The sequence below is a fragment of the Lacinutrix salivirga genome (genome assembly GCF_053604675.1).
On sequence record NZ_JBSHNP010000096.1, the window covers coordinates 116,790 to 137,499 of the forward strand.

The window sequence follows — 20,710 nt, forward strand, 5'->3', positions numbered from 1 at the left end:
TACTAGTCTTTAAATTTTGCTAGTAAGGTTTCCCAAGTGTATAAATCTCCTCCTTGTTCTGCTTGAAATTTTTCAGCATCAGCCTTGTTTTTAAAAGCAGAAAGAAATGCTCCCATAGGACTAGGTATGTTTTTACTAATTAAAAACGTGGCTTTTGTAGCATCAATTAATGCTTCTGGTTCTGTATAGTTGTTAGATAGATAAAGTTTAATTTCTGATGTATCAAACTCTTTCATAAAGTTTATCATACATTCTGTAGCGTCAAATTTATAGACTTTACCTTTATTGGTTACAATTTCTGCGGCATGTACTTTATCTACAATGGTCATTTTACAAAAATGACAACCATCACTTCCGTAGTTTATGGGTTCTGGTGCTACATTACAACTAATAAAAAATAGTAATAATGCAAAAATTGAATAGTGTTTTAGTGTTTGCATAATTTTAGTGTTTTTAGTGTTTTAAAATTGCATTGCTATTGTGTTGTTTTTTTTAAGCTGGCTTTTCTACCTAACCAAAATGCAACAAGCGTTAAAGACATGCCAACAAACATAAGATAACCTCCTATATGTGGCCAAGAATCTACATCAAAATTAAGTAATTTTTGATAGCCTATTAAAGGTGGTTTGTAAGACATTGGTGAACCATCAGGATTTGTGACTTTAATAATAGCATTAGGATCTAAGTTACTACCATAATCGATAAGCCAATTATTAAAATCGTACATACCTAATACGCCTAATATAGACATTAATAAAAACCAACCTATAAAGAATTTGTAACTAATTTTATTTAAAAATCCCAATATTCCAATTATAACGCCTAAAACAACCATACCAATAATTACTTTTGGAAATACTGAAAACTCCCACATATCTTCTGCTTTTGGAATTGTTTTCATACCAATATAATGGTTTAAACCATCAATGTTTTGAAGGTCAAATTCATTTACACCTTCAATGCCTTGAATGTAGATATTCATGCCTAGTGGGTCTGGATATTGTGGTGCGCCAAGCATAATATTCCATAAAGGGAATTTAAAAAGTCCTAACAACAATAAAGTCCCTAATATCATTAAAATTCCAGCCTTTTTCATAGAATAAAATATTGTTTAATTACTATTTAGTTAATAGTGTTTTAAAAAGAAAGGCGAGAGCGATAAATCAACTCTCGCCTTTTATTTAGAGAAATAAACACTAAAACAAAATTTCTCTAAATATTATTAATTATTCTATATCTTCTCCCATTGACCATTTTAATGGCGTATTACTATTTTCTGCAGAGACTCTAATGTAACCTTGCATTTCTTGGTGTAATGCAGAACAGAAATCTGTACAATAGAAAGGCCATACACCTACTTGTTTAGGTTCCCAAGTTAATGTTCTTGTTTGACCAGGAGCAATTAATAATTCTGCATTATTAGCACCAATTACAGCGAAACCGTGTGGTACATCAAAATCTTGTTCTAGGTTAGTAACGTGGAAGAATACTTTGTCTCCAACCTTAACACCTTCTATATTATCTGGTGAGAAGTGACTACGTATCATAGTCATGTAAATATGCACGTTTTTACCATCTCTAACTACTTTAGTTTCATCATCATTTGTAGCTTTACGAGGGTGTTTATTATCTGCTAACTTGTAAAACTTAAGTGAGTTTTCTTTAATTATTTCTGCAGGAATTGCTGCAGCATAATGTGGTTCTCCATGAGTTGGAAAATCTAAAAGTAATTCCATTTTATCTCCAGAAATATCATACAATTGTGCAGAGTGCTCCATTTCTGGACCAACTGGTAAGTATCTATCTTTAGTAATTTTGTTCATCGCAAACATATATTTACCAAAAGGTTTTGCAGAGTTTCCTCCAGGAATTGTTAAGTGACCTACAGAATAGTATGTTGGTTTTCTATCAATAACTTCCCAAGTACCTAATTTCCATTTTACAACTTCTGATGAAATAAAGAAGGTTGTATATGCATTTCCTTTATCATCAAACTCTGTATGTAAAGGTCCTAAACCTGGTTGCTCAACAGAACCTGCTAAAACATCTTCAAAATTTAAGATAGGAATACCATAAGCATCTCCAGCAAATTTTTTGTTTTCAATAGCGTCAAGCATTTTTGTAAATGAGTGTACTGTTAAGTTAGCTGATAATTTACCATTACCTACAATATATTCTCCAGAAGGATCTAAATCACAACCATGAGGCGATTTTGGTGTTGGTAATAAATATACAGCTCCAGGAACTTCAGATGGATTAATAACACGTACTTCTTTTTTCATTGTAGAAGTTGTTGTGTGCGTATCTTCATCTAATAAGTTATGTGCATAATTTGCTGGCATCATTGTACCACCACCATTATTTACATATTCTTCAATTTTTTTCCAGTTAATTGCTGCAATAAAATCTTTATCATTTTGAGATGCATTAACCTCTAAAAGCGTACTTGCTTCCTCTGTGTTATAGGTTGTAAAGAAGAACCAGCCATGAGATTTTCCACGTCCAGGATGTGACAAATCGTAGTTAAAACCTGGCATAAGTACTTGGAATTTAATATCCATATGACCATGTTCTGGATCTACAGAAATAAAAGTTAAAGCACCTTTAAAGTTTCCTTTATAGTCTTTAATTGGCATATCTCTTTGTGGAACTGGAACCGAAAAACGTGTTCCTGCAACTACATACTCTGTGTTTTCTGTAATAAAAGAAGAACTATGGTTTCCTGCACTATTTGGAATTTCAATAATTTCTTCTGTTTCAAAAGATCTTAAACCAACTCTAGCAATACGAGGAGTGTTGTTACCATTAATAAATACCCAACGACCATCTAAAACACCATTAGTTTGCGAAATGTCTGGATGGTGCGAATCATCCCAAGGAATGAAACCATAAGAAGTTTCTAACATTGGTTTAGATTCTTCAGAATATCCGTAACCATTTGTTGGAAATTGTGAGAATACAGGAATTTCTTTAAACATACGTCCTGAAGGTAAACCGTAAACTGTAAGGTTACCACTGTAACCACCAGAGATAAATGCATAATGCGAATCATGCTCTCCTGGTGCTACATATACTTTTTCTGCATTGTTGCTAGATAAGGCTCCATTTTTCTTTGAAGACTTACCAGAGTTATTACAACTTGTAAACGCAACAAGTATAGTTGCTAATGCAATAGCTGATGTTATTAATTTTTTCATTATTATTAAATTTTAATTAGTGTTTATATTTATTCTGTTGGAGGCAATAAAACTTTATCAATTACGTGTACAATACCATTACCAGCATTTACACTTCCTAGTATTTTAGCACCACCAATCATTGGTTCGCCATCTACAACTTCAACTTTTACATAACCATTGTTTGCTTGTCCTAATTTTTTAAATCTCTTTAAAAAGTCTTTAGAATAATTACCTGGAGTAACGTGATACTTTAAAATATTAGCTAAAGCGTCTTTGTTTTCAGGTTTTAGTAAGTCATCTACTGTACCTTCTGGTAATGCAGCAAAAGCTTCATTTGTTGGTGCAAAAACGGTAAGCGGACCTACATTAACCAATGCATTTTCTACTCCTGCAGCTTGAACAGCAGCAACTAAAGTTGAATGGTCTTTAGAGCCAATTGCTATTTGTAAGCAATTTGGAGTTGATCCATCATCTTCAATAAAGGCTTGACCAGTTTTATCATTAGATTCATTATCAGCTTGGGTAACTGTAGAGGTCGATGTTCCGTCTTTGTTTTCGGTTTTACATGAAACTATTAATGCTAAACATGCAAATACTAAAAAAAGGTTTTTTAAAGTTTTCATTGGTCTAAGTGTTAGTATTTATGATGGTTATAAATTATTATTTTAGAGTTCTAAAATACTCTAATACAGCTCTAGCTTCTTCTTCTGTAAGGTTCTGATTTGCCATTGGCGAACCATTAAACTCCATTAATAATTCTTTAGCCAGTGGGTCGTTTTTAACCATTCCTTCTGGATCTAAAATCATGTTCATTACCCATTCTGGTGATCTACGTTCTAAGATTCCTGTTGGAGCTGGACCAATAAATTTTTTATTTGGCTTATGGCACGCTGTACACATTCTTTTAAAAACATCTGCGCCTTGAGTTACCATTTTTTGGTCTATTGTTGCAGCTAATTCGATAGATTTAATTGGACCAACACCTTTGTTGTCTAAATCTACTTTTTTTGAAGCTGGAATTTTTTCAGCTTTTGAAGTCGTTGATTTAGTTGTTGTGGTTTCAGTTGTCTTTTTTTGATAAGAAAATTTTTCCTTCTCCTTCTCTTCTTTGCCTCCACAACTAATTAGAAGTGTTACAAATACTACTGTCAATAATTTTAGTGTTGTTTTCATTTGTATTGCTTTAGTTTTATTACACAAATTTAAGACCTATTAATGTCAAAAAATATGATAAATATCATATTTAAGACAATTTTATCCTATTTAAAATATTTTAAAAAAAAGAGTTGGATTTTTAAATCCAACTCTTGCTTCACATTATCTCTAACTAACTAAAAAAAACAATGTAAAATTTTAATTTATATTTTAAATGTCATCACTGGAATGTTAGAGTGGTTGGCAACATCCTCAGAAATACTACCTTCAAAAAAATGAGCAATTCCTGTACGACCATGTGTAGGTACAGCAATTAAATCTGCTCCAACAAGATTAGAGAAATTAAGAATTCCTTTCTCTACTGTGTAATCTGATACGTAATGAACAGTATTAATAGAATCTAAATTCCCATCTGCTTTTTGTAGAAAAGCGGCAACATCTGCTTCCATTTCTTGTGAGCTCATAAAACGATCTCCAGGCACATTTACATATAATAATTTAAGACTAGAAGTTTCTGTATTAAATAGAGCGCTTGCTTTTAAATAAGGCTCTACCATCTCTTCAGAAAAATTACAAGCAAATACTACAGTTTCAAATTTTAAGCGTGTTGGCTTATGTTTAACAACTAATACAGGAATTTTTGAATGTCTTACCACTTTTTCAGTATTAGAGCCTACAAATATTTCAGACAATCCACTGGTTCCATGAGATCCCATAACAATTAAATCTGCATTTTGCTCTGCAGCAACTTCACTAACCTCACTAAACACTTTAAAATGTTTTACAATTGGAGTGATTGATAGGCCTTCTAAAAAATCTTTTTGTAAAAATTCTTCAAATTTTTGTTCGGCAAGTTTTAAAAAGAAAACCGCTTTAGCATTTTGCTCATCTGCAGAGTCTGTTAGCCTACCTTTATCTATTTCTAGCATATGCAATGCTAAAATTTCAGCATTATTACGCTTTGCTAAAATAGCTGCAGTTTCTAGTGCATATTCTGAGTATTCCGAAAAATCTATAGGTACTATTATTTTGTTCATTTTTTAAAGTTTTAAGTTCGTTTTAACTAATTATAAATTATTTTATACAGTCACCAAAATTTTTAAATTTTTTTTAACTATTATTTAAATTGTCATTGAAAACAAGCGTGTTTGAGGTTTCTTACGTTGTAAAAGCAAATCGAATGCCATACAAACATTTCTAACAAATGGTTTCCCTTTTTCTGTAACAATTATTTGATTAGGAGTTATTTTAATAAGAGCATCTGTTTCCATTTCCTTTAATTTTTCTAGCACTTCTGGTAACTCTTTAAAATAGTTTTTGGTTGGTGTCCATGTGGTTTCAAAATGGCACATTAAGTTTAAAATGTGTTGTCTTATAATTAAGTCTTCTGTAGTTAAAATATGTCCTTTTTGTACAGGAATAATATCGTCTTTTAATACATTATAATAGTCTTCTATATTTTTAACATTTTGAGCAAAACCAAACCAACTATCACTAATTGAAGAGACTCCTAAACCAATCATCGCTTTGGTTTTTGAGGCTGTATAACCCATAAAATTTCTATGTAGTTTTTTTGTTGTTGTTGCTTTGTAAAGAGTATCTGTTTTTAAGGCAAAATGGTCCATCCCTATCTCCACATAGCCAGCTTCAAAGAGCATTTTTTTACCTAATTCATATTGAGCTCTTTTACTTTTGCCAGAAGGCAAATTAGTTTCGTCATAACCTCTTTGCCCATTCCCTTTTAGCCAAGGTACATGAGCATAACTGTAAAAGGCTATACGATCTGGTAGTAATTGTTTTGTTAAATTTATGGTGTGTTCCACATGTGCTTCGGTTTGAAATGGGAGACCAAAAATAATATCATGACTAACAGAAGTATATCCTATTTCTCTTGCCAAACGCGTCACTGTTTCCACTTTGTTAAATGGTTGAATACGATGTATTGCTTTCTGTACAGTTTCATTATAATCTTGTACACCAAAACTTACACGTTTAAATCCCAAATCATACAAGGTTTCAAGATGTTCTTTTGTTGTGTTGTTAGGATGCCCTTCAAAACTAAACTCATAGTCTTTTGCTAAAGTTGCTTGAGTTAAAAGTCCTTTAATTAAAATTTCTAAATTTGTAGAAGAAAAAAATGTTGGCGTACCTCCTCCAATATGCAATTCTTTAATTTTTGGTCTATTTTCTAGCAAATCGCAATATAAATACCATTCTTTTAAAAGTGCATTTATATAAGGCCTCTCTACTTCATGACGTTTTGTTATACGTTTATTACAACCACAAAATGTGCACAAACTTTCGCAAAATGGCAAATGGATATATATACTTATCCCTTCGGTTGCGTTACTAATATTAAACGATTTACTAATAGACGCTTTCCATTGTTTTAAAGAAAACGATTGATTGTCCCAATAAGGAACCGTTGGGTAGCTGGTGTAACGTGGACCTGCTACATTATATTTATCTATTAAAGAATTGCACATACCTAAACAATTTTAATGTAAAATTATAGCATATAAGCCACAAAAAATATGATATAAATCATGTATTGAACTATATTTTTATTAATTTACACCTGAATTAAATTTAACTAAAAATGAAAAGAATATTATTATCAATTTTATCAATATCCTTACTATTTACAGTAAGTTGTAAGAAAGAAGTAAAAAAAGAAGATTCTACACCTTCTGAAGCGATGAAAGCTGAAAAAATAAAAGTAAAACTAGAGGCTAAAAGCGGAAGTAAGGTTACTGGAAACGCTGTATTTACACAAGAAGGCGATGTCGTAAAAATGGTAGCTATATTTAATGGTTTAGAGCCTGGTGTACACGCTATTCACTTACACGAAAAGGCAGATTGTAGCTCTGCAGATGGAACCTCTTCTGGTGGACATTGGAACCCAACAGGTCAACCACACGGAAAATGGGGAGACACTGCTGGTTACCACAAAGGTGATATTGGAAATTTAACCGCAGACGAAAAAGGCTATGCAGTGGTTAATTTCTCTACAGATGAATGGTGTATTGGATGTGATGACGATACTAAAAACATTGTTGGAAAAGCTGTTATTGTTCATGAAGGAGAAGATGATTACGGACAACCAACAGGTAATGCAGGTGGACGTATAAGTTGTGGAGGAATTATTAAATAACAAAACCATTGGATGCAACTAGAAACCTTAGTTCAAAATTTTAAAAATAAAGACGAAAAAGCATTTGAATCTTTATATAATATGTACAGCGAAAGCATGCATGGCGTTATTTACAATATTGTTAGAGATCACAGTATTGCAGAAGAAGTTATGCAAGATGTATTTATAAAAGCTTGGCACAAAGCAGACACTTACTCCGCAAAAAAAGGACGTTTTTTTACATGGATAATAAATATTGCCAGAAATGCTGCAATAGATAAAACACGTTCTAAAAACTTTAAAAATTCTAACAAAAACCTCAACTCCGATTTTTTCGTAGATATTATACAAAGCAATGATAACTTAGACAATAGCACAGATGCTATTGGTATTAAAAATTATGTTACTAAGCTTGCCAAAAAATGTATTAAAGTTATAGAGCTTTTATACTTTAAAGGTTATACTCAAAAGGAAGCTTCCGAAACATTAGAAATGCCTATTGGTACAATTAAAACTAGAAATAGAAATTGTATTAACGAGCTAAGACAAATGCTTAACGTTTAATTATGAATACAAAAGAATACATAGAATCTGGCATTTTGGAACTTTACGTTGCAGGAGCTCTTTCTGAAAAAGAAAATCAGGAGATCTATGAGTTGTTGTTGCAGTATCCTGAGCTTTTAAATGAAGTGCTTAAAATTGAAGCTGCTATATTAAAACTAACAGCTGCTGCTTCGCCTAAAGACTCTAAATACATATACAGTTTAGTTAAAGAAAAATTAGGCTTAACAACTAATACTAAAGTAGTAACACTAAATGAGAAGAAATCTAACTGGTTTAATTACTCTGGTTGGGCAGCTGCTCTTGTTTTAGGTGGAGGTTTACTTTGGATGCTAAATCAGAACAACGAACTAAAATCTAACCTTAATAACAGTATTGTTGATAAAGAGTTTTTAGAAGCTGAAATAGATAAAAAAAATACAGATTTAACTGAAACTAAACAGTTATTAAACATATTAAGAGATACTGATTTAACACCAGTGCCTTTAGCAGGACAACCGGTTTATCCTGAAGCTTATGCAAAAGCCTATTGGGATAAAGACGATAAAAAAGTGTATTTAGATTTACAAGGATTACCAGAACCTCCTGAAGGGAAAGTTTACCAAGTTTGGTCTTTAACACTTAATCCTTTAACTCCTACAAGTTTAGGTACTGTAGATGATTTTGTTGCTAATGAAAATAAAATCTTCACACTCAATAACCCTAACGAGTCGCAAGCTTTTGGAATTACTTTAGAGCCTGCTGGCGGAAGTGTTTCTCCAACTTTAGAACAACTTTATACTTTAGGAGTTGTTGAAGCTTCCTCTTAAATACATTAATTAATACCTCATATACTTAACACCATATAACTAAAACTATATGGTGTTTTTTTTGTGAAACAAATTTACTTATTTGCATTTGCTACAGTAAACATTATTAAAACAGTATCTTAAATAACTAGTGTCTAAATTATTTAATTTGATGTGTTTTAACTAAAAATTAGTTGTTTTTTTAAAAGTATTTATACATAAGTTCTTAAATGTTAAAAGCGCCTGTTTATAATAAACAGACGCTCCCAAACAAACAAAAAAACTAACAAAATTCTCCTAAAAAACAACCAAACAAAATTGTTTTTTGTTTTGTTAGTTAGTGGTAAAGCTCTCAATATAAATTTATCCCTAAAACTTATATGTCAACGAGCTTTTAATAAAAAAAGGTGTTCCTGGTGTAAAATGAATTTCTTCAACCGGTTGTGCTTCATTTTGAAGTCGAGACTCGGTTGCAAATTGTGTTTCTTTCCATTCTACATCAAATATATTTTCAACAATTACACCTAAGGTTAATTTTCCAATAGTATAATTAATATTAAAATCTGTAATAAAATAGCCATCTGCTATTATCGAATTATCTTCATTAGCAGGTCTATCGTCTAAATACCTATAGCGTATGCCTCCAGAAAAATTCTTATAATTATTTAAAGATAATCCACCAGACATAGTGAAATCTGGAGCCAACGGTATATAATCTTCTCCATCTGGAGCATCAATACTTCTTGCTTTTGTTAAAGTAGCATCTGTATCAAAATATAACCAATCGTTAAACTGGTATCTTAAGCCTAAGTCCAGACCATAACGCTCTGTTTTTCCGCTAGGTTCTACAATTCCTGCATCGCCAACGTACACAAATTCTTGTTCTAAAAATAAGTACCAAGCCGCTGTATTTACCGCTAATTTAGGTAACGGCTTCCAAACAAATCCTAAATCTGTTCCGTAGGCTTTTGGTAAAACATCCTTTCCATTATTAGCCACTACTACTCTAGTATCGTTGGAGTGAAAACTAATTCCTGATTTTAAAAACCATTGTAAATTTTCATTTTGATTGTACAACACATTTAGTTTAGGACTTAATGTTGTTTTAGTCTCTGACTGTGTTTCGTAAGTAGTTGCTAATTGATCGTTATATAAAAACTTAAAATAATCTAATCGCAATGCAGGAGCTACAACAAATTTTCCGAATTCAAATTCTGTGTTGAAATAGCCAAAAATATTAGTTTGGTTGATATCGCCTAACTGGATAAAGTTTAAAGTTTCTCTTCGGTTTAAAGTGTGTGATAACTCTACATCATTATTAATATCGTGTCTTACACCAAATCCTCCTGTATAGGTTGCATTAAAATTAGAATAATAATGTTCCTTTTTTAATTCTGAATTAAAACCAAATATACTTCTGTCTTCTTTTTGTTTTATTTGATCTCCATTTATAGGATCTTCTAAAAAGAATGTAAAATTAGAATACAACTCAAAATCGTATTTAGAGTAATAGGCATTTGTTTTTAATTGGGTGTCTTCATTTAAAACAGCATTATATTGTATATTAATATTACTTCTGGAAGTTTCGCCACCTTCGGTATCATCAATTGCACCAAATCTATCAATAGTACCATTATCTATTGCGCGTTGTGGTATTTGTCCTGAAGCATCCCAACGACTCGTAAAATGAGACAGTGTTAATGATAATTTATCATTCCCTTTTAAGTAGGTGTTGTATTTACCTAACAGGTTTAATCTGTTAAAATTTTGAGGCGATTGGTAGGGTCCATCAAAAGCAATATACTCTAAAGCGACATAGGCGTTTTGATTGGAGTTTTTATCTAAAATATCAAACAAACCAACAGTTCTTAAACTATTAAAATCGCCATACTCTAAAGTCACTTGACTGTTGTTTATATTGTTTTTTGTTTCAAAATCCACATAACCAGCTGTGCTAAAATCACCTTTATGTGCTGCATAAGGACCTTTACCAAACTCTATATTTTTAACAGTTTCTGGAATTAAAAAATGTAAATCACTATAGCCTTGACCATGTGCATGAGAGACCATATTTACTGGCATACCATCTACAGACAAAGCGATATCTGTTCCATGATCTATATCAAAACCACGTAAAAAAATCTGTTCTGCTTTTCCGCCTCCAGCGTGTTGCCCTATAATTAAACCTGGTACTTTACGTAACACCTCTTGCGAAGATCTTACTGGTGTGGTTTGTAAATCTAATTGCGTTACTGTATTTAAAGCATTTATTTGTTCGGTTATTACCAACTCGTCTAGCATAAATACTTTACTAATTAAGTTAACTTCAATTCCTGATTCTAGGTGTGACTTAGTAATTATAATTGTTTCTTTTTTATAACCTAGTAAACTAACAGCGACCTCATCTCCTACATTAGTTTCTAAAAGGGTGAATTCTCCATTTAACAAACTATGGGCATGTGTGTTTGCATTTGTATTAGACACATAAACGTTTTCTAATGGCTGTCCATATTCATCCACTATTTTTCCTTTTAAATTTTGTGCGAAACATAAGGCACTGCTACACACTAACATTATAAATAACATTAAGATTTTCATAAATAACAATTGTTTTTTTTGATTAGTTTTTTTTAAATGTTTTTGATTTTTTGTTCCATAGTTGGACCTAATTCAAAAATACTACTCAACAATTCTTTTTTTATGTTTTCAGCTTCTTTTTTCATACCATTTGCTTTATAAATTTGAGCGACATGAAACATAGCTTGTGGCTCATGAGTTTTACCAATCACATAATTTTGTGCAATGTTTAAAGCTTCTACTGGTTGATTGTTATTAAAGTAAGCCCATGCTAACAAATCGAATGATTGTGCTGTTGGTCTGCGTTTTACTTCACTTTTTGCTAGAGCAATTGCTTGCTCTAATTGTTTAGTTTCTTCTGCTAATAATACAGCATTATGCGCATCATACATCACACCATATTTAGTATTTTCTACGGCTTCAAAATATTTAGATAGGTATTCTGCTTTTGCAGTGTCATCGTTTAAATATTCGGCTATTTCAGCTTTTAATAAATAATAATCTGGCGCGTTATATTTTTGCGTTATGGTATTTAATATTCTAAGTGCTTCTTTTGGGTTACGCTCGTGCGAGTAGATAATCCATGCTATTCCTTTTTTAGCGTAAGCATTGTCTGGGTTGAGTTCTAAAGCTTTTAAAAAGTGGTTATATGATTTTTTTATTTGTCCATCATGTCCATAATAATCTGCAATATTGGTATAAGACCATTGTATTAATCCTTTTAATTTGGAAGATTCTGCAATAGTAACAGCTTGCTCCATATATTTTAGTGTAGCCTCTAAATTACCTTGGTGATCGCTCCATTTTGCTAAGCGAATTAAGTAATCGAAATCACTTAAATTTTTTATTTTTTCGAGGTAAGATTTTGCTAGTTCTATGTTTCCTAGTTCTAAGTGCACATCAAAAAGCATTTTTTGTGTTGCTTTAAGATTTTCTGCATTGTCTTCAGCTTTAATTAATAACTCTAAAGATTCGCCAAAGCGATGTTGAGAAATGTAATTTCTGGCAAGACTACGTAAATAGCCTGCTGTGTTGTAATTAGTTTTTTTGTTAAGTTCTATTAAATTATTTTCAGCTTCAATTAAAAAACTAATGTCACCTGTGCTCTCAAAAAGATTTGTATTTGCACTGGCTATTTTAGCTAAATATGGGTATTGATTTGGTGTTTCATTTAATTTATTATCCCAAAAATCGAATTGAGATTGGTACTTTATTTCACTCTTGTTTGTAGCACTTGCCAAGTAGGTGTTATAATCTTTGGCATTAGACACTTGTTTATTTGTTATAGTATTACAACTTAAAAACAGTAAAAGTACTAGAGTGGTTAAGAGTTTTATTGGAGTAGTCATAAGATTAGGTTTTTGTTTGTTTATATTTTATTTGCTTGTTTACTTGTAGTATAATAACATTAGAGTGCAGTGTTTTTCCACACTCTAATGTTTTATTTTTGGACTACTAAGGTTCTACCAAGGAGATGCTAGGTATGGAAATGCGTTTGAAAATGCTTTATCGTTAGCATCTACATTATCATCACTTAATCCTGGTTTTTCTGTACCATCTGGTCCTCCAAAGATTAATAGCAACTCTGTTGAAATAACATCGTCTGCTAAACGTCTTCCTGTTAAAACAGTTGCAGGTGTTGTAGATGGGTCAAAAAAGGAAGTTGGTCCATCTAAGGATAATGTTAACACATCTGTAGATAATGCTCCTGTAAAGGTTGCAGCATCCCAAGTTAATGCATTAGTTGTGTAATCTGGATTTAAGGCTAATAGCTTTGCTTCAAAATCTGCTTGAAATGCAGCATTTTGTGCAGAAGGCACTGTTACATTAAAAGTATTTTTTGCAGCGCCATCCACAAACACTGTGTTTATTGCTGGCCTACCCATTTGGTCTTCTTGTGCATACGTACCAGAAAAATCTGGTGCAGTTGGCATTGGAGTTGGTGGTGTATCGTCATCGCTAGAGCAATTAAATGATACTGCAGATACCACTAATGCCATCATTATAAGTTTTATTGTTTTCATAATTTATTTCGTTTTTAAGTTTGTTATTATTGTTTTCTTTTAGATTCAACCCATGTGTTAACAGAACTCGCATTCCCTAACATAAATTTTGGTACTTCTATTACAACAGACATTACGTTTGTTCCTTTAAAAGTATCGTCTCCTGGATTGTCAAAACTTGTTGCCATTCCTCCTATGATTTCACCATACTTTGCGAAATCCATAAAAAACGGGTCGTCTCTAGGTCCTGCAAACGCTTTAATACCAGAAGTTTCTGTAGCCGTAATTGCACTAGCTCCATAAGGAGTAATGTCCACAACAGTTTCCATAGCTGTACTGTTAATGGTACTCATTAAACCTGTAGTTCCTGGAGCAACTGGTCCAAAAAAGTACATTTTACCATCTCTTGGTATTGCTTGTATTACTAAATCTTCTACTGCATTGCCATTTGTATCAATGTTAAATTCAATTAATACGTTTTCATCAAAAGCGGCATCGTTTGTCGCTGTTGGTGCTAATAGACCTTGTACATTGGCTACAAAAACCACATTGTCTGTGTCTTGTGCTTGGAATGCATAAAAATCTGTAATGTCACTTGTACCTCCTTGTACATCTGGTGCATCAATGTGATCTGCTGCCACCATAAAGAAACCAGCTACTGCTAGAGCACTAATTCCTAAAATAATTTTCATTTTTTTCATAATAGTTGAGATTTTTGTTGTTAATTAATTTGTTCTCTGCTCTACCTACGCAAAAAAGAAGAAGGCGGTTTTGTTAAAATTATGTTAAGAGAAAAAAAATGATGATTTCTGCGTTTTAAAATTATCTTTGTACACATATATAATGGACTATGAACCCTTCGTCTAGCGGCTGGATAAATAAATACGATTCACTTATAAGTGATAAAGAAATTCTTTTTAAAGATTACAAAACCATGTATTCTGAATTAAGAAGTCTTGGATTTATATATGGATTAACTGTAAATACTCCTGAAGCTTTAATTTTTGAAAACCAATATTCACAAGACGAAAGTGTAAAGATTAACTTATTTACTGCACTTTACCATGTTTATTTTTTTAACAGAAGCGACTCTGATTTTAAATCCTTTGTAAACACAGCATTAACATTCTATAAAGATTTAGATGTGTCTGATCTTAGCCTTTGGGATAAGCTTTTTACTGCTAAGGATAATGCTTCGGTATTGGAGCGACTATTGCACGATCGTATTCAAATAAACGATAATTTACTTACCAGAAATTTTAATAAAAGTATTACCAATGCATTAGTTTATGTAGATGTACTAACTTTTAAAGCGCATCTTGAAAAAGAAATTGATGTTAAAGTTTATGCCGCTAAATTAGAAAACATAATTATTAACATTACTTACGACGCATTAAACTTTAAAAACAAGAAAAACGACGAAGAAAAAGAGATTATAAAATCAATTAAAGAGTCTATTTCTTATGTTAAAAAGAATAGAAACGACTTTAATTTATTATACAGAAATGCTTTAGAAACCAACTTCACTATTTCTGAGAAACACTATTTTCTAGACATGGCTTGCCTAGCAGTATGGGATACTATATTTACAGACGATAAAGAATATAATTTTGTAAAATCTATTGGTGTAGATATGAATATTGCTAGTGATACTATTGAAGAGGCTTTGTTTGCTATAGCAACATTTCATAAAAATCATAAAAAGGAATTACAGCTTTTTAAAAGCTCAAATCCAATTTCTAATTTCTATCAAAATTCTTCTCAATTAGTGATTAAGTTAATAAGAAGAAATAGTAAACGAATATTAAAGGAATTAGCACAAAGTAAAGATTTAATGCTGTTATTAAGCCAGTCTGCGACTAGAGATTTAACAAAGGAAGAACAGGAAAAAGTACAGCTTCAGCTTATCGATATTTTTAAAACCATACCAAGTTTGGCTATTTTTATTTTACCAGGAGGCGCAATTTTATTGCCTATTGTTGCTAAAATTATACCTAATATTTTACCTAGTGCTTTCGACGATAATCGTGTGGAAGACAAAAAGGACGATTCCTCTACTCCAACCAAGCCTTAAAACCCTTTACACGTTCTCGGGCTACAATTACCTCATCGTCGTTATAACGGTTAAGCTTTATTTGCAATCTAGAGTTGGTATAACTCACCATATCTTTAATGGCTTTAATATTTACAAAAAACTTTCTGTTAATTCTATAAAACTGCTCAGGCTCTAATTCTTGCTCTAATTGCTCTAACGTAGTATCCAATAAATAATTTCTACCTTCGGCAGTGTATAGGTAAGTGCCTTTGTTTTCACTATAAAAACACTCAATATCATCTACGTTAACTAATTTTAAATGCTGACCAACCTTAACCGAAAATCGCTTTTTATACTCACGTTCTATTGGGTTTACCAATAGTTTTTTAATATCGTTAAAATCTAAAGTTACTTTGCTTTGTTTTGGCAATCGTGCTTTATATTTAGTAACTGCTGTAGCTAAATCCTCGTCATCTATTGGTTTTAATAAATAATCTATGCTATTTAATTTAAAGGCTTGTAGCGCATACTCGTCGTAAGCAGTAGTAAAAATAACAGCAGATTGAATATCTATAGCTTCAAAAATCTCAAACGACAAGCCATCACTTAATTGAATATCTAAAAATATTAAATCTGGATGCTCATTAGCTTTAAACCAATCTATCGATTCTTCTACAGAATGCAACATGGTTTCCGTATGTATATCTAACGCTTCTAATAGACGCTTTAAACGTCTAGCCGAAGGTTTTTCGTCTTCAATTATTAGTACTTTCATAGTTTTAATTTCTATTCACTTATAACTTTTCATCTTTTTTATTCTAACATTCTAACTTATCTAAATCATTCCCAACGCTTCTTATCTCTATCTTTATTCATATACTCTTCAATTTTGCGTTGTTCCCAATTTTTTCCAAATAATTTATCCGATCCAAAAGCGCCAAAAAAATGAAAGGCTAAACCGATTCCCCAAAAAATTGCTGTAGAAAATGTCCCAAAACTCCAAAAAGGCAAATTGGTTCTAATTTTAATTGTGCTTATTAAAAATATATTAACTGCTAAATAAATTAAAAGATGTCTGTAAAACCCTTGTATTTTTTTAACTTTTTTTTCAGCTCTTAAATAGGCTTCTTCCTTCTCAAATCTAAATTGCTTTTCTGCTTCAGACTCGTTGTATGGTTCTAAATTATTGTTCATAGTTTCTTGAGTTAGTTCCATCGTTTCTGTTCTTCTTCTTTCATAAACTGTTCAATCTTTTTTTGCTCCCAATCGCGTCCTAAAACACCATCGTTCACAAATACTTTATAGGCATGAAAGGCCAATCCAACGCCCCAACCAAAGAGTGGAAACAAGAACCACTTAAAGCTCCAGCTGGTAGTGTAATTTATAAATATTAAAAAAGGAATTACAATACAGTAAGAAATTAAGTTGTAGTAAAACTCCTTGAGCTCTTCTACTTGTTTTCTTGCTCTTAAATATGTGTCGTCAAATTCTTTTTGTGGTATAGGTTTCATAATTTTTATTTCTTTAGTTAATATTGGTATTGCAACCCTAAAATTAGAGGTGTCTTGACTAATAGTTACACGTCTGTTAGTTAGTAATCCATAGCGTTGTTTAATGTTTTCTAATCCAACTCCACTACTCTTTTTTACAATCTCTTTGGTTTGCAAATTATTTTCTACAATTAAGTTTCCGTTTTGTTCGTAAATTTTAATGTGCAAAGGTTTAGAACTGGTTACAATATTATGTTTTACTGCGTTTTCGAGCAATAATTGTAAGGATAATGGTACTACCTTGCTTTCAGGATGTACAGCCTGTTCTGGGATATCAAAAATTATACTGTCTTCAAATCGCATTTTTAATAAAGACATGTATGTTTTTGCAAATTGTAATTCTTCATCAACCGTTACTAAATCCTTGTTTTTCTGCTCTAAAACATAACGATAGACTTTAGAGAGGCTTGTGGTAAATTTTTGTGCGTTATCTGGATTTTCTTCAATTAAACTAGTTAAAACATTTAAGCTATTAAATAAAAAGTGTGGATCTAATTGGTTTTTTAATGCATCGAATTTGGCACTTGCTGTACCTGCAATTACTTTTTGTTCTTTTACTTTAGTCTCTTGCTTATACTTCTGATAATAAAAAATATAAAACGCAATGGTTACTGTTATAGAAATGGTTAATGAAAACCAGTAGTAAATTAGCTTTTCGCCAGACAAAAACTCGGAAACTGTAGCATTATAAATTACTACGTTGATTATAAATCGCAGAAAGAATATAGAAATTACCGAAATAGCAACCGATAATAAAGCAGCTACCAATAAATGTTTTGTTTTAAAAAGATCGTACGTATAGCGTTCTATCATATACGTTACAAAGTAAGCATTAGCCATATACAGTACGACTGCATACATTTGGTTGTATAAAAAGTCTAATAGTAACTCGTTATTAAACTCTATAGTTTTGCCTGTAAAATATAGTACTGCATAACGAACTAAAAACACAATAACTCCAATGGCAAACGCCTTACCTAGTTCTTTTATAAAATTTAACATTCTTATTGTTTACATTTTTTCACTTCCTGTTCTGCACGCTCTTTTCCCCAATTTGGATGAAATTCACTCTCAGGTTTAAAGTTAGCAAAAAGTTCCACAGTTTTCTCAAAAGCGTCACAAAATGGTTTGGTATCCTGACCAAAATAAATAGCAGTACCAACTTCCCATTCGGTTTTATTTAAAAGCACTCTTGGGTTGTTTGGTGCAATAGCGTAAGCTTGGCTGTATAATTTGGCGATTTTACCAGACAAAATCATGCCGTATTTTGCGCCATCACTAATTACATACACACTATGTAAAATGGCTTGGAGTGTCATAATTTCTGGATTGTTTTTTGAAATCGCTTTCGACGCATTAATAAAATCCTGAGCTCTTATTAGTTGGGACTCCAAAGCTTTGGCATCTTTTAACTTTGTAAAGCTGTCCATAATTAATACGTTTGCAGCATAATAACTTGGCAACCAATTATCTGGTTCTGCATTTGCAATACGTTCAAAAAGGTTAGCCGCTTCCATAGGTTTGTTGGTTTCCCAAAGTGTAAAGGCCTTAGTCATTCCTTTTTCGTAGTCTGTTTGTGCTAATGCCAACTGGCTAATTAATACAATAATAAATAGTGCGATTTTGTTCATGATTGTTTCGTTTTAAATTGAAAAATACTTGCGTGTGATTAACAATTCAAAGATGCAACAGAAGCTGCTATTTTATAAAAGTAACTTACCCAATTGTATTTTTTTAAAGATGAATTGTAACTATTTAAAATATACCCAATACAAGTTATTTGATTTTTGCATTTTAAATCTTAACTTGATGTACTTAAAAAACAGCTATTATGCCAATTGAAACTGTAGAAATTATTGTGTTTAGCACTTTAGGTTTGCTTATAGTGTTAAACGCCATTTTAAATATAAACCATTATAAAAACGACACTATAAATGTGCTTATAAAAAACTGGAGTTTTAATAAGTACTTTTTTATTACTTTTCTTTGGGGCGTTTTAGGAGGTCACTTTTTTTTAGGCACAGCAAAACCAATTTTAGAAATTTTTAAAACCCATTGGGAAATCCCTCCAATTATATTAGTGTTAATTGTATTAGTCATGATGTTTTATGGACGAAAACTAGACAAAGACTTTGTAATAGACACCAAATACCAAATTATTTTACTGCTCTCTGGTTTGCTTTTTGGCCATTTTATCTGGTCGCAACGACATGAAGAACTTATTAATTTCCCTTGGAACACCTAAAATGCTATGCAAAATATAAAAACACTTTTAGATAACGATACCTTTGTAAAACGCATCCAATTTATAATCATAGCCTTGTTTTTTTTACTCATTGCTTTTGATATTTATTTGGCTGTGGACGATACTGTGGACGACGATACCATAAGCCGAATTATAAAAACCTACACAGATAATGGTTACATTCTCACCTTTTTTTGGGGCGCATTAGCTGCTAATTTTTTCTTTCCTACTAAGCATCCTCTATTGGTTAGCAAAACTGTTGGCAGTATTATAACTGTCGTTATTGCACTTTTTATTTATTGGTTTAATTTAGGTACTATGGTTAGAGACATGCTTGGTCCAACCGAAAACGATATTCGTATAGCACACGCTATATATATGGTTATTGGCTTTTTAATCGCTTTTTTATTTTGGAGGCAGCCTAGTGAAAATAATTGATAAAGAGAATATCACCTAACTAATCAATTTATTACCTTTACTCCCAAACCCAACCAAATGCCATCCACATTCGCAGCCATAGACTTTGAAACCGCAAAAAGCCATCACATTTGCTCTGTTGGTATTGTGACTTTTAGAGATGGTGTTATTGTTGATGAGTTTCATGCATTAATCCAACCACCTAACAACATCTACAATTGGCACAACCAACAAGTACATGGTATTACAGAAGACGACACAAGGTTTTCACCAAACTTTAGAGCTGTGTATCCTGAGATAAAAAAACGTATTTCTGGTATTGTAACTGTAGCACACAACGAGTCTTTTGATAGAACAGTATTATTAAAAACTATGACAGACTATAGCATTCCGCATACAGATTTAATTATGCAAGAGCGTTGGGAATGTACACTTAAAATATTTCGTAAAAAAGGCTACAAACCAGCAAAATTAGATGCGTGTTGCAAAGTCCACAATATTGCCTTAAAACACCACGATGCTTTGTCCGACGCTAGAGCTTGTGGGAAATTGTTTTTGATCTCACAATTTGAGCGTTTGCCGTTATTTTAGTAAAGTTGGAAACTTTTAAGGTTGTAAGGTTGTAAGTTTTTTTAAGTTTTGCTTCCGTTTCGTCACTTCGAGTGATTTGTGAAGCATGAGCAAATTGTATCGAGAAGCTTAAAAATATGTATATTTAAAAATGAAATTGTCTTATGTATACATTTTAGAATGCTCTGATAACACTTATTACACAGGAGTTACTTCAAATTTAAACAAACGTTTAATAGAACATAAATACGGAAAACATCCTGAAAGTTACACTTACTCTAGACGACCAATTCAACTTAAATTTTATGCAGAATTTACAGATATAAATATCAATATTTCACCTCTTATTTTCGCAACGTCACTTCGAGTGATTTGTGAAGCATGAGCAAATTGTATCGAGAAGCTTAAAAATAATAATCACTCATAATTGTTCTCGATACACTTCTCCTAACGTCGAAGCACTCGAACTGACGTAAAGTGATTACTCAAAACTTAAT

The 20,710-nt window shown here is 31.9% G+C and carries 22 protein-coding genes and 1 pseudogene; 8 read left to right on the forward strand and 15 right to left on the reverse strand.

Annotated features, from left to right (window positions below; all coding sequences use genetic code 11):
* Positions 1–2: 2 nt before the first annotated feature.
* The 7 genes from ACVC5O_RS05705 to hemN form a co-directional block, all read right to left on the reverse strand.
* The gene (locus tag ACVC5O_RS05705) at positions 3–440 is read right to left on the reverse strand and encodes a nitrous oxide reductase accessory protein NosL (RefSeq protein ID WP_452220509.1); all 438 of its coding nucleotides are present in this window, start codon (positions 438–440) and stop codon (positions 3–5) included.
* Between the two features lie 35 nt (positions 441–475).
* A complete protein-coding gene (locus ACVC5O_RS05710) occupies positions 476–1,096 on the reverse strand; it encodes a hypothetical protein (RefSeq protein WP_452220510.1) in 621 nt (206 codons plus the stop codon).
* Between the two features lie 130 nt (positions 1,097–1,226).
* On the reverse strand, positions 1,227–3,197 hold the full coding sequence (nosZ, locus tag ACVC5O_RS05715; protein WP_452220511.1) for a Sec-dependent nitrous-oxide reductase: 1,971 nt from the start codon (positions 3,195–3,197) through the stop codon (positions 1,227–1,229).
* A gap of 29 nt (positions 3,198–3,226) precedes the next feature.
* Positions 3,227–3,802 carry a fasciclin domain-containing protein gene (locus ACVC5O_RS05720; RefSeq protein WP_452220512.1) on the reverse strand — a complete coding sequence of 192 codons (576 nt, stop codon included), beginning with the start codon at positions 3,800–3,802 and terminating at the stop codon, positions 3,227–3,229.
* 37 nt (positions 3,803–3,839) lie between these two features.
* A complete protein-coding gene (locus tag ACVC5O_RS05725) occupies positions 3,840–4,352 on the reverse strand; it encodes a c-type cytochrome (RefSeq protein WP_452220513.1) in 513 nt (170 codons plus the stop codon).
* A 185-nt stretch (positions 4,353–4,537) separates the two neighbouring features.
* The gene (locus ACVC5O_RS05730; RefSeq protein ID WP_452220514.1) at positions 4,538–5,371 is read right to left on the reverse strand and encodes a universal stress protein; all 834 of its coding nucleotides are present in this window, start codon (positions 5,369–5,371) and stop codon (positions 4,538–4,540) included.
* Between the two features lie 84 nt (positions 5,372–5,455).
* Positions 5,456–6,820 carry an oxygen-independent coproporphyrinogen III oxidase gene (gene hemN / locus ACVC5O_RS05735; protein ID WP_452220515.1) on the reverse strand — a complete coding sequence of 455 codons (1,365 nt, stop codon included), beginning with the start codon at positions 6,818–6,820 and terminating at the stop codon, positions 5,456–5,458.
* A gap of 113 nt (positions 6,821–6,933) precedes the next feature.
* Between hemN and ACVC5O_RS05740 the strand changes: the two genes are divergently transcribed.
* Genes ACVC5O_RS05740 through ACVC5O_RS05750 form a run of 3 tightly spaced genes read left to right on the forward strand, consistent with a single transcriptional unit; the run spans position 6,934 to position 8,837 of the window.
* Positions 6,934–7,488 (forward strand): superoxide dismutase family protein, encoded by a 555-nt coding sequence (locus ACVC5O_RS05740; protein ID WP_452220516.1) that lies wholly within the window; start codon positions 6,934–6,936, stop codon positions 7,486–7,488.
* A gap of 12 nt (positions 7,489–7,500) precedes the next feature.
* Entirely contained in the window at positions 7,501–8,031 is a 531-nt protein-coding gene (locus tag ACVC5O_RS05745) for an RNA polymerase sigma factor (RefSeq protein ID WP_452220517.1), read from the forward strand.
* A gap of 2 nt (positions 8,032–8,033) precedes the next feature.
* The gene (locus tag ACVC5O_RS05750) at positions 8,034–8,837 is read left to right on the forward strand and encodes an anti-sigma factor (protein ID WP_452220518.1); all 804 of its coding nucleotides are present in this window, start codon (positions 8,034–8,036) and stop codon (positions 8,835–8,837) included.
* Positions 8,838–9,185: 348 nt separating this feature from the next.
* On the opposite strand, the gene ACVC5O_RS05755 is transcribed toward ACVC5O_RS05750, so the two are convergent.
* The 4 genes from ACVC5O_RS05755 to ACVC5O_RS05770 form a co-directional block, all read right to left on the reverse strand.
* Positions 9,186–11,414 (reverse strand): TonB-dependent receptor, encoded by a 2,229-nt coding sequence (locus ACVC5O_RS05755; RefSeq protein WP_452220519.1) that lies wholly within the window; start codon positions 11,412–11,414, stop codon positions 9,186–9,188.
* A gap of 32 nt (positions 11,415–11,446) precedes the next feature.
* Positions 11,447–12,742: a tetratricopeptide repeat protein gene (locus tag ACVC5O_RS05760; RefSeq protein WP_452220520.1), complete on the reverse strand. Its 1,296-nt coding sequence runs from the start codon at positions 12,740–12,742 to the stop codon at positions 11,447–11,449.
* Between the two features lie 114 nt (positions 12,743–12,856).
* A complete protein-coding gene (locus ACVC5O_RS05765) occupies positions 12,857–13,417 on the reverse strand; it encodes a DUF4331 family protein (protein WP_452220521.1) in 561 nt (186 codons plus the stop codon).
* A gap of 26 nt (positions 13,418–13,443) precedes the next feature.
* Positions 13,444–14,097, reverse strand: a complete 654-nt coding sequence (locus ACVC5O_RS05770) for a DUF4331 family protein (RefSeq protein ID WP_452220522.1) — start codon at positions 14,095–14,097, stop codon at positions 13,444–13,446.
* A gap of 149 nt (positions 14,098–14,246) precedes the next feature.
* Between ACVC5O_RS05770 and ACVC5O_RS05775 the strand changes: the two genes are divergently transcribed.
* The gene (locus tag ACVC5O_RS05775) at positions 14,247–15,470 is read left to right on the forward strand and encodes an LETM1-related biofilm-associated protein (protein ID WP_452220523.1); all 1,224 of its coding nucleotides are present in this window, start codon (positions 14,247–14,249) and stop codon (positions 15,468–15,470) included.
* Here the strand turns inward: ACVC5O_RS05775 and ACVC5O_RS05780 are convergent.
* The 4 genes from ACVC5O_RS05780 to ACVC5O_RS05795 form a co-directional block, all read right to left on the reverse strand.
* Positions 15,451–16,206, reverse strand: a complete 756-nt coding sequence (locus tag ACVC5O_RS05780; RefSeq protein ID WP_452220524.1) for a LytR/AlgR family response regulator transcription factor — start codon at positions 16,204–16,206, stop codon at positions 15,451–15,453. The genes ACVC5O_RS05775 and ACVC5O_RS05780 overlap by 20 nt on opposite strands.
* Positions 16,207–16,271: 65 nt before the next feature.
* The gene (locus tag ACVC5O_RS05785; protein ID WP_452220525.1) at positions 16,272–16,646 is read right to left on the reverse strand and encodes a 2TM domain-containing protein; all 375 of its coding nucleotides are present in this window, start codon (positions 16,644–16,646) and stop codon (positions 16,272–16,274) included.
* Entirely contained in the window at positions 16,637–17,983 is a 1,347-nt protein-coding gene (locus ACVC5O_RS05790; RefSeq protein WP_452220526.1) for a 2TM domain-containing protein, read from the reverse strand. The genes ACVC5O_RS05785 and ACVC5O_RS05790 overlap by 10 nt, the downstream gene beginning before the upstream one ends.
* Positions 17,984–17,985: 2 nt before the next feature.
* Positions 17,986–18,612, reverse strand: a complete 627-nt coding sequence (locus tag ACVC5O_RS05795; RefSeq protein WP_452220527.1) for a hypothetical protein — start codon at positions 18,610–18,612, stop codon at positions 17,986–17,988.
* 200 nt (positions 18,613–18,812) lie between these two features.
* Between ACVC5O_RS05795 and ACVC5O_RS05800 the strand changes: the two genes are divergently transcribed.
* The 4 genes and pseudogenes from ACVC5O_RS05800 to ACVC5O_RS05815 all read left to right on the forward strand — a co-directional run.
* On the forward strand, positions 18,813–19,226 hold the full coding sequence (locus tag ACVC5O_RS05800; protein ID WP_452220528.1) for a hypothetical protein: 414 nt from the start codon (positions 18,813–18,815) through the stop codon (positions 19,224–19,226).
* Positions 19,227–19,232: 6 nt separating this feature from the next.
* The gene (locus tag ACVC5O_RS05805; protein ID WP_452220529.1) at positions 19,233–19,664 is read left to right on the forward strand and encodes a hypothetical protein; all 432 of its coding nucleotides are present in this window, start codon (positions 19,233–19,235) and stop codon (positions 19,662–19,664) included.
* Positions 19,665–19,721: 57 nt separating this feature from the next.
* Positions 19,722–20,234: an exonuclease domain-containing protein gene (locus ACVC5O_RS05810; RefSeq protein ID WP_452220530.1), complete on the forward strand. Its 513-nt coding sequence runs from the start codon at positions 19,722–19,724 to the stop codon at positions 20,232–20,234.
* A gap of 130 nt (positions 20,235–20,364) precedes the next feature.
* Positions 20,365–20,550, forward strand: a pseudogene (locus ACVC5O_RS05815) (GIY-YIG nuclease family protein); the annotation flags it as partial.
* Positions 20,551–20,710 lie beyond the last annotated feature (160 nt).

Bases quoted from the DNA above. Each gene is read 5' to 3' on its own strand.
- nosZ (WP_452220511.1), bottom strand. From the start codon at position 3,197: ATGAAAAAATTAATAACATCAGCTATTGCATTAGCAACTATACTTGTT.
- ACVC5O_RS05750 (WP_452220518.1), top strand. From the start codon at position 8,034: ATGAATACAAAAGAATACATAGAATCTGGCATTTTGGAACTTTACGTT.
- ACVC5O_RS05710 (WP_452220510.1), bottom strand. From the start codon at position 1,096: ATGAAAAAGGCTGGAATTTTAATGATATTAGGGACTTTATTGTTGTTA.
- ACVC5O_RS05725 (WP_452220513.1), bottom strand. From the start codon at position 4,352: ATGAAAACAACACTAAAATTATTGACAGTAGTATTTGTAACACTTCTA.
- ACVC5O_RS05810 (WP_452220530.1), top strand. From the start codon at position 19,722: ATGCCATCCACATTCGCAGCCATAGACTTTGAAACCGCAAAAAGCCAT.
- ACVC5O_RS05795 (WP_452220527.1), bottom strand. From the start codon at position 18,612: ATGAACAAAATCGCACTATTTATTATTGTATTAATTAGCCAGTTGGCA.
- ACVC5O_RS05785 (WP_452220525.1), bottom strand. From the start codon at position 16,646: ATGGAACTAACTCAAGAAACTATGAACAATAATTTAGAACCATACAAC.
- ACVC5O_RS05770 (WP_452220522.1), bottom strand. From the start codon at position 14,097: ATGAAAAAAATGAAAATTATTTTAGGAATTAGTGCTCTAGCAGTAGCT.
- ACVC5O_RS05780 (WP_452220524.1), bottom strand. From the start codon at position 16,206: ATGAAAGTACTAATAATTGAAGACGAAAAACCTTCGGCTAGACGTTTA.
- hemN (WP_452220515.1), bottom strand. From the start codon at position 6,820: ATGTGCAATTCTTTAATAGATAAATATAATGTAGCAGGTCCACGTTAC.
- ACVC5O_RS05755 (WP_452220519.1), bottom strand. From the start codon at position 11,414: ATGAAAATCTTAATGTTATTTATAATGTTAGTGTGTAGCAGTGCCTTA.
- ACVC5O_RS05765 (WP_452220521.1), bottom strand. From the start codon at position 13,417: ATGAAAACAATAAAACTTATAATGATGGCATTAGTGGTATCTGCAGTA.
- ACVC5O_RS05720 (WP_452220512.1), bottom strand. From the start codon at position 3,802: ATGAAAACTTTAAAAAACCTTTTTTTAGTATTTGCATGTTTAGCATTA.
- ACVC5O_RS05800 (WP_452220528.1), top strand. From the start codon at position 18,813: ATGCCAATTGAAACTGTAGAAATTATTGTGTTTAGCACTTTAGGTTTG.
- ACVC5O_RS05805 (WP_452220529.1), top strand. From the start codon at position 19,233: ATGCAAAATATAAAAACACTTTTAGATAACGATACCTTTGTAAAACGC.
- ACVC5O_RS05790 (WP_452220526.1), bottom strand. From the start codon at position 17,983: ATGTTAAATTTTATAAAAGAACTAGGTAAGGCGTTTGCCATTGGAGTT.
- ACVC5O_RS05775 (WP_452220523.1), top strand. From the start codon at position 14,247: ATGAACCCTTCGTCTAGCGGCTGGATAAATAAATACGATTCACTTATA.
- ACVC5O_RS05745 (WP_452220517.1), top strand. From the start codon at position 7,501: ATGCAACTAGAAACCTTAGTTCAAAATTTTAAAAATAAAGACGAAAAA.
- ACVC5O_RS05705 (WP_452220509.1), bottom strand. From the start codon at position 440: ATGCAAACACTAAAACACTATTCAATTTTTGCATTATTACTATTTTTT.
- ACVC5O_RS05740 (WP_452220516.1), top strand. From the start codon at position 6,934: ATGAAAAGAATATTATTATCAATTTTATCAATATCCTTACTATTTACA.
- ACVC5O_RS05760 (WP_452220520.1), bottom strand. From the start codon at position 12,742: ATGACTACTCCAATAAAACTCTTAACCACTCTAGTACTTTTACTGTTT.
- ACVC5O_RS05730 (WP_452220514.1), bottom strand. From the start codon at position 5,371: ATGAACAAAATAATAGTACCTATAGATTTTTCGGAATACTCAGAATAT.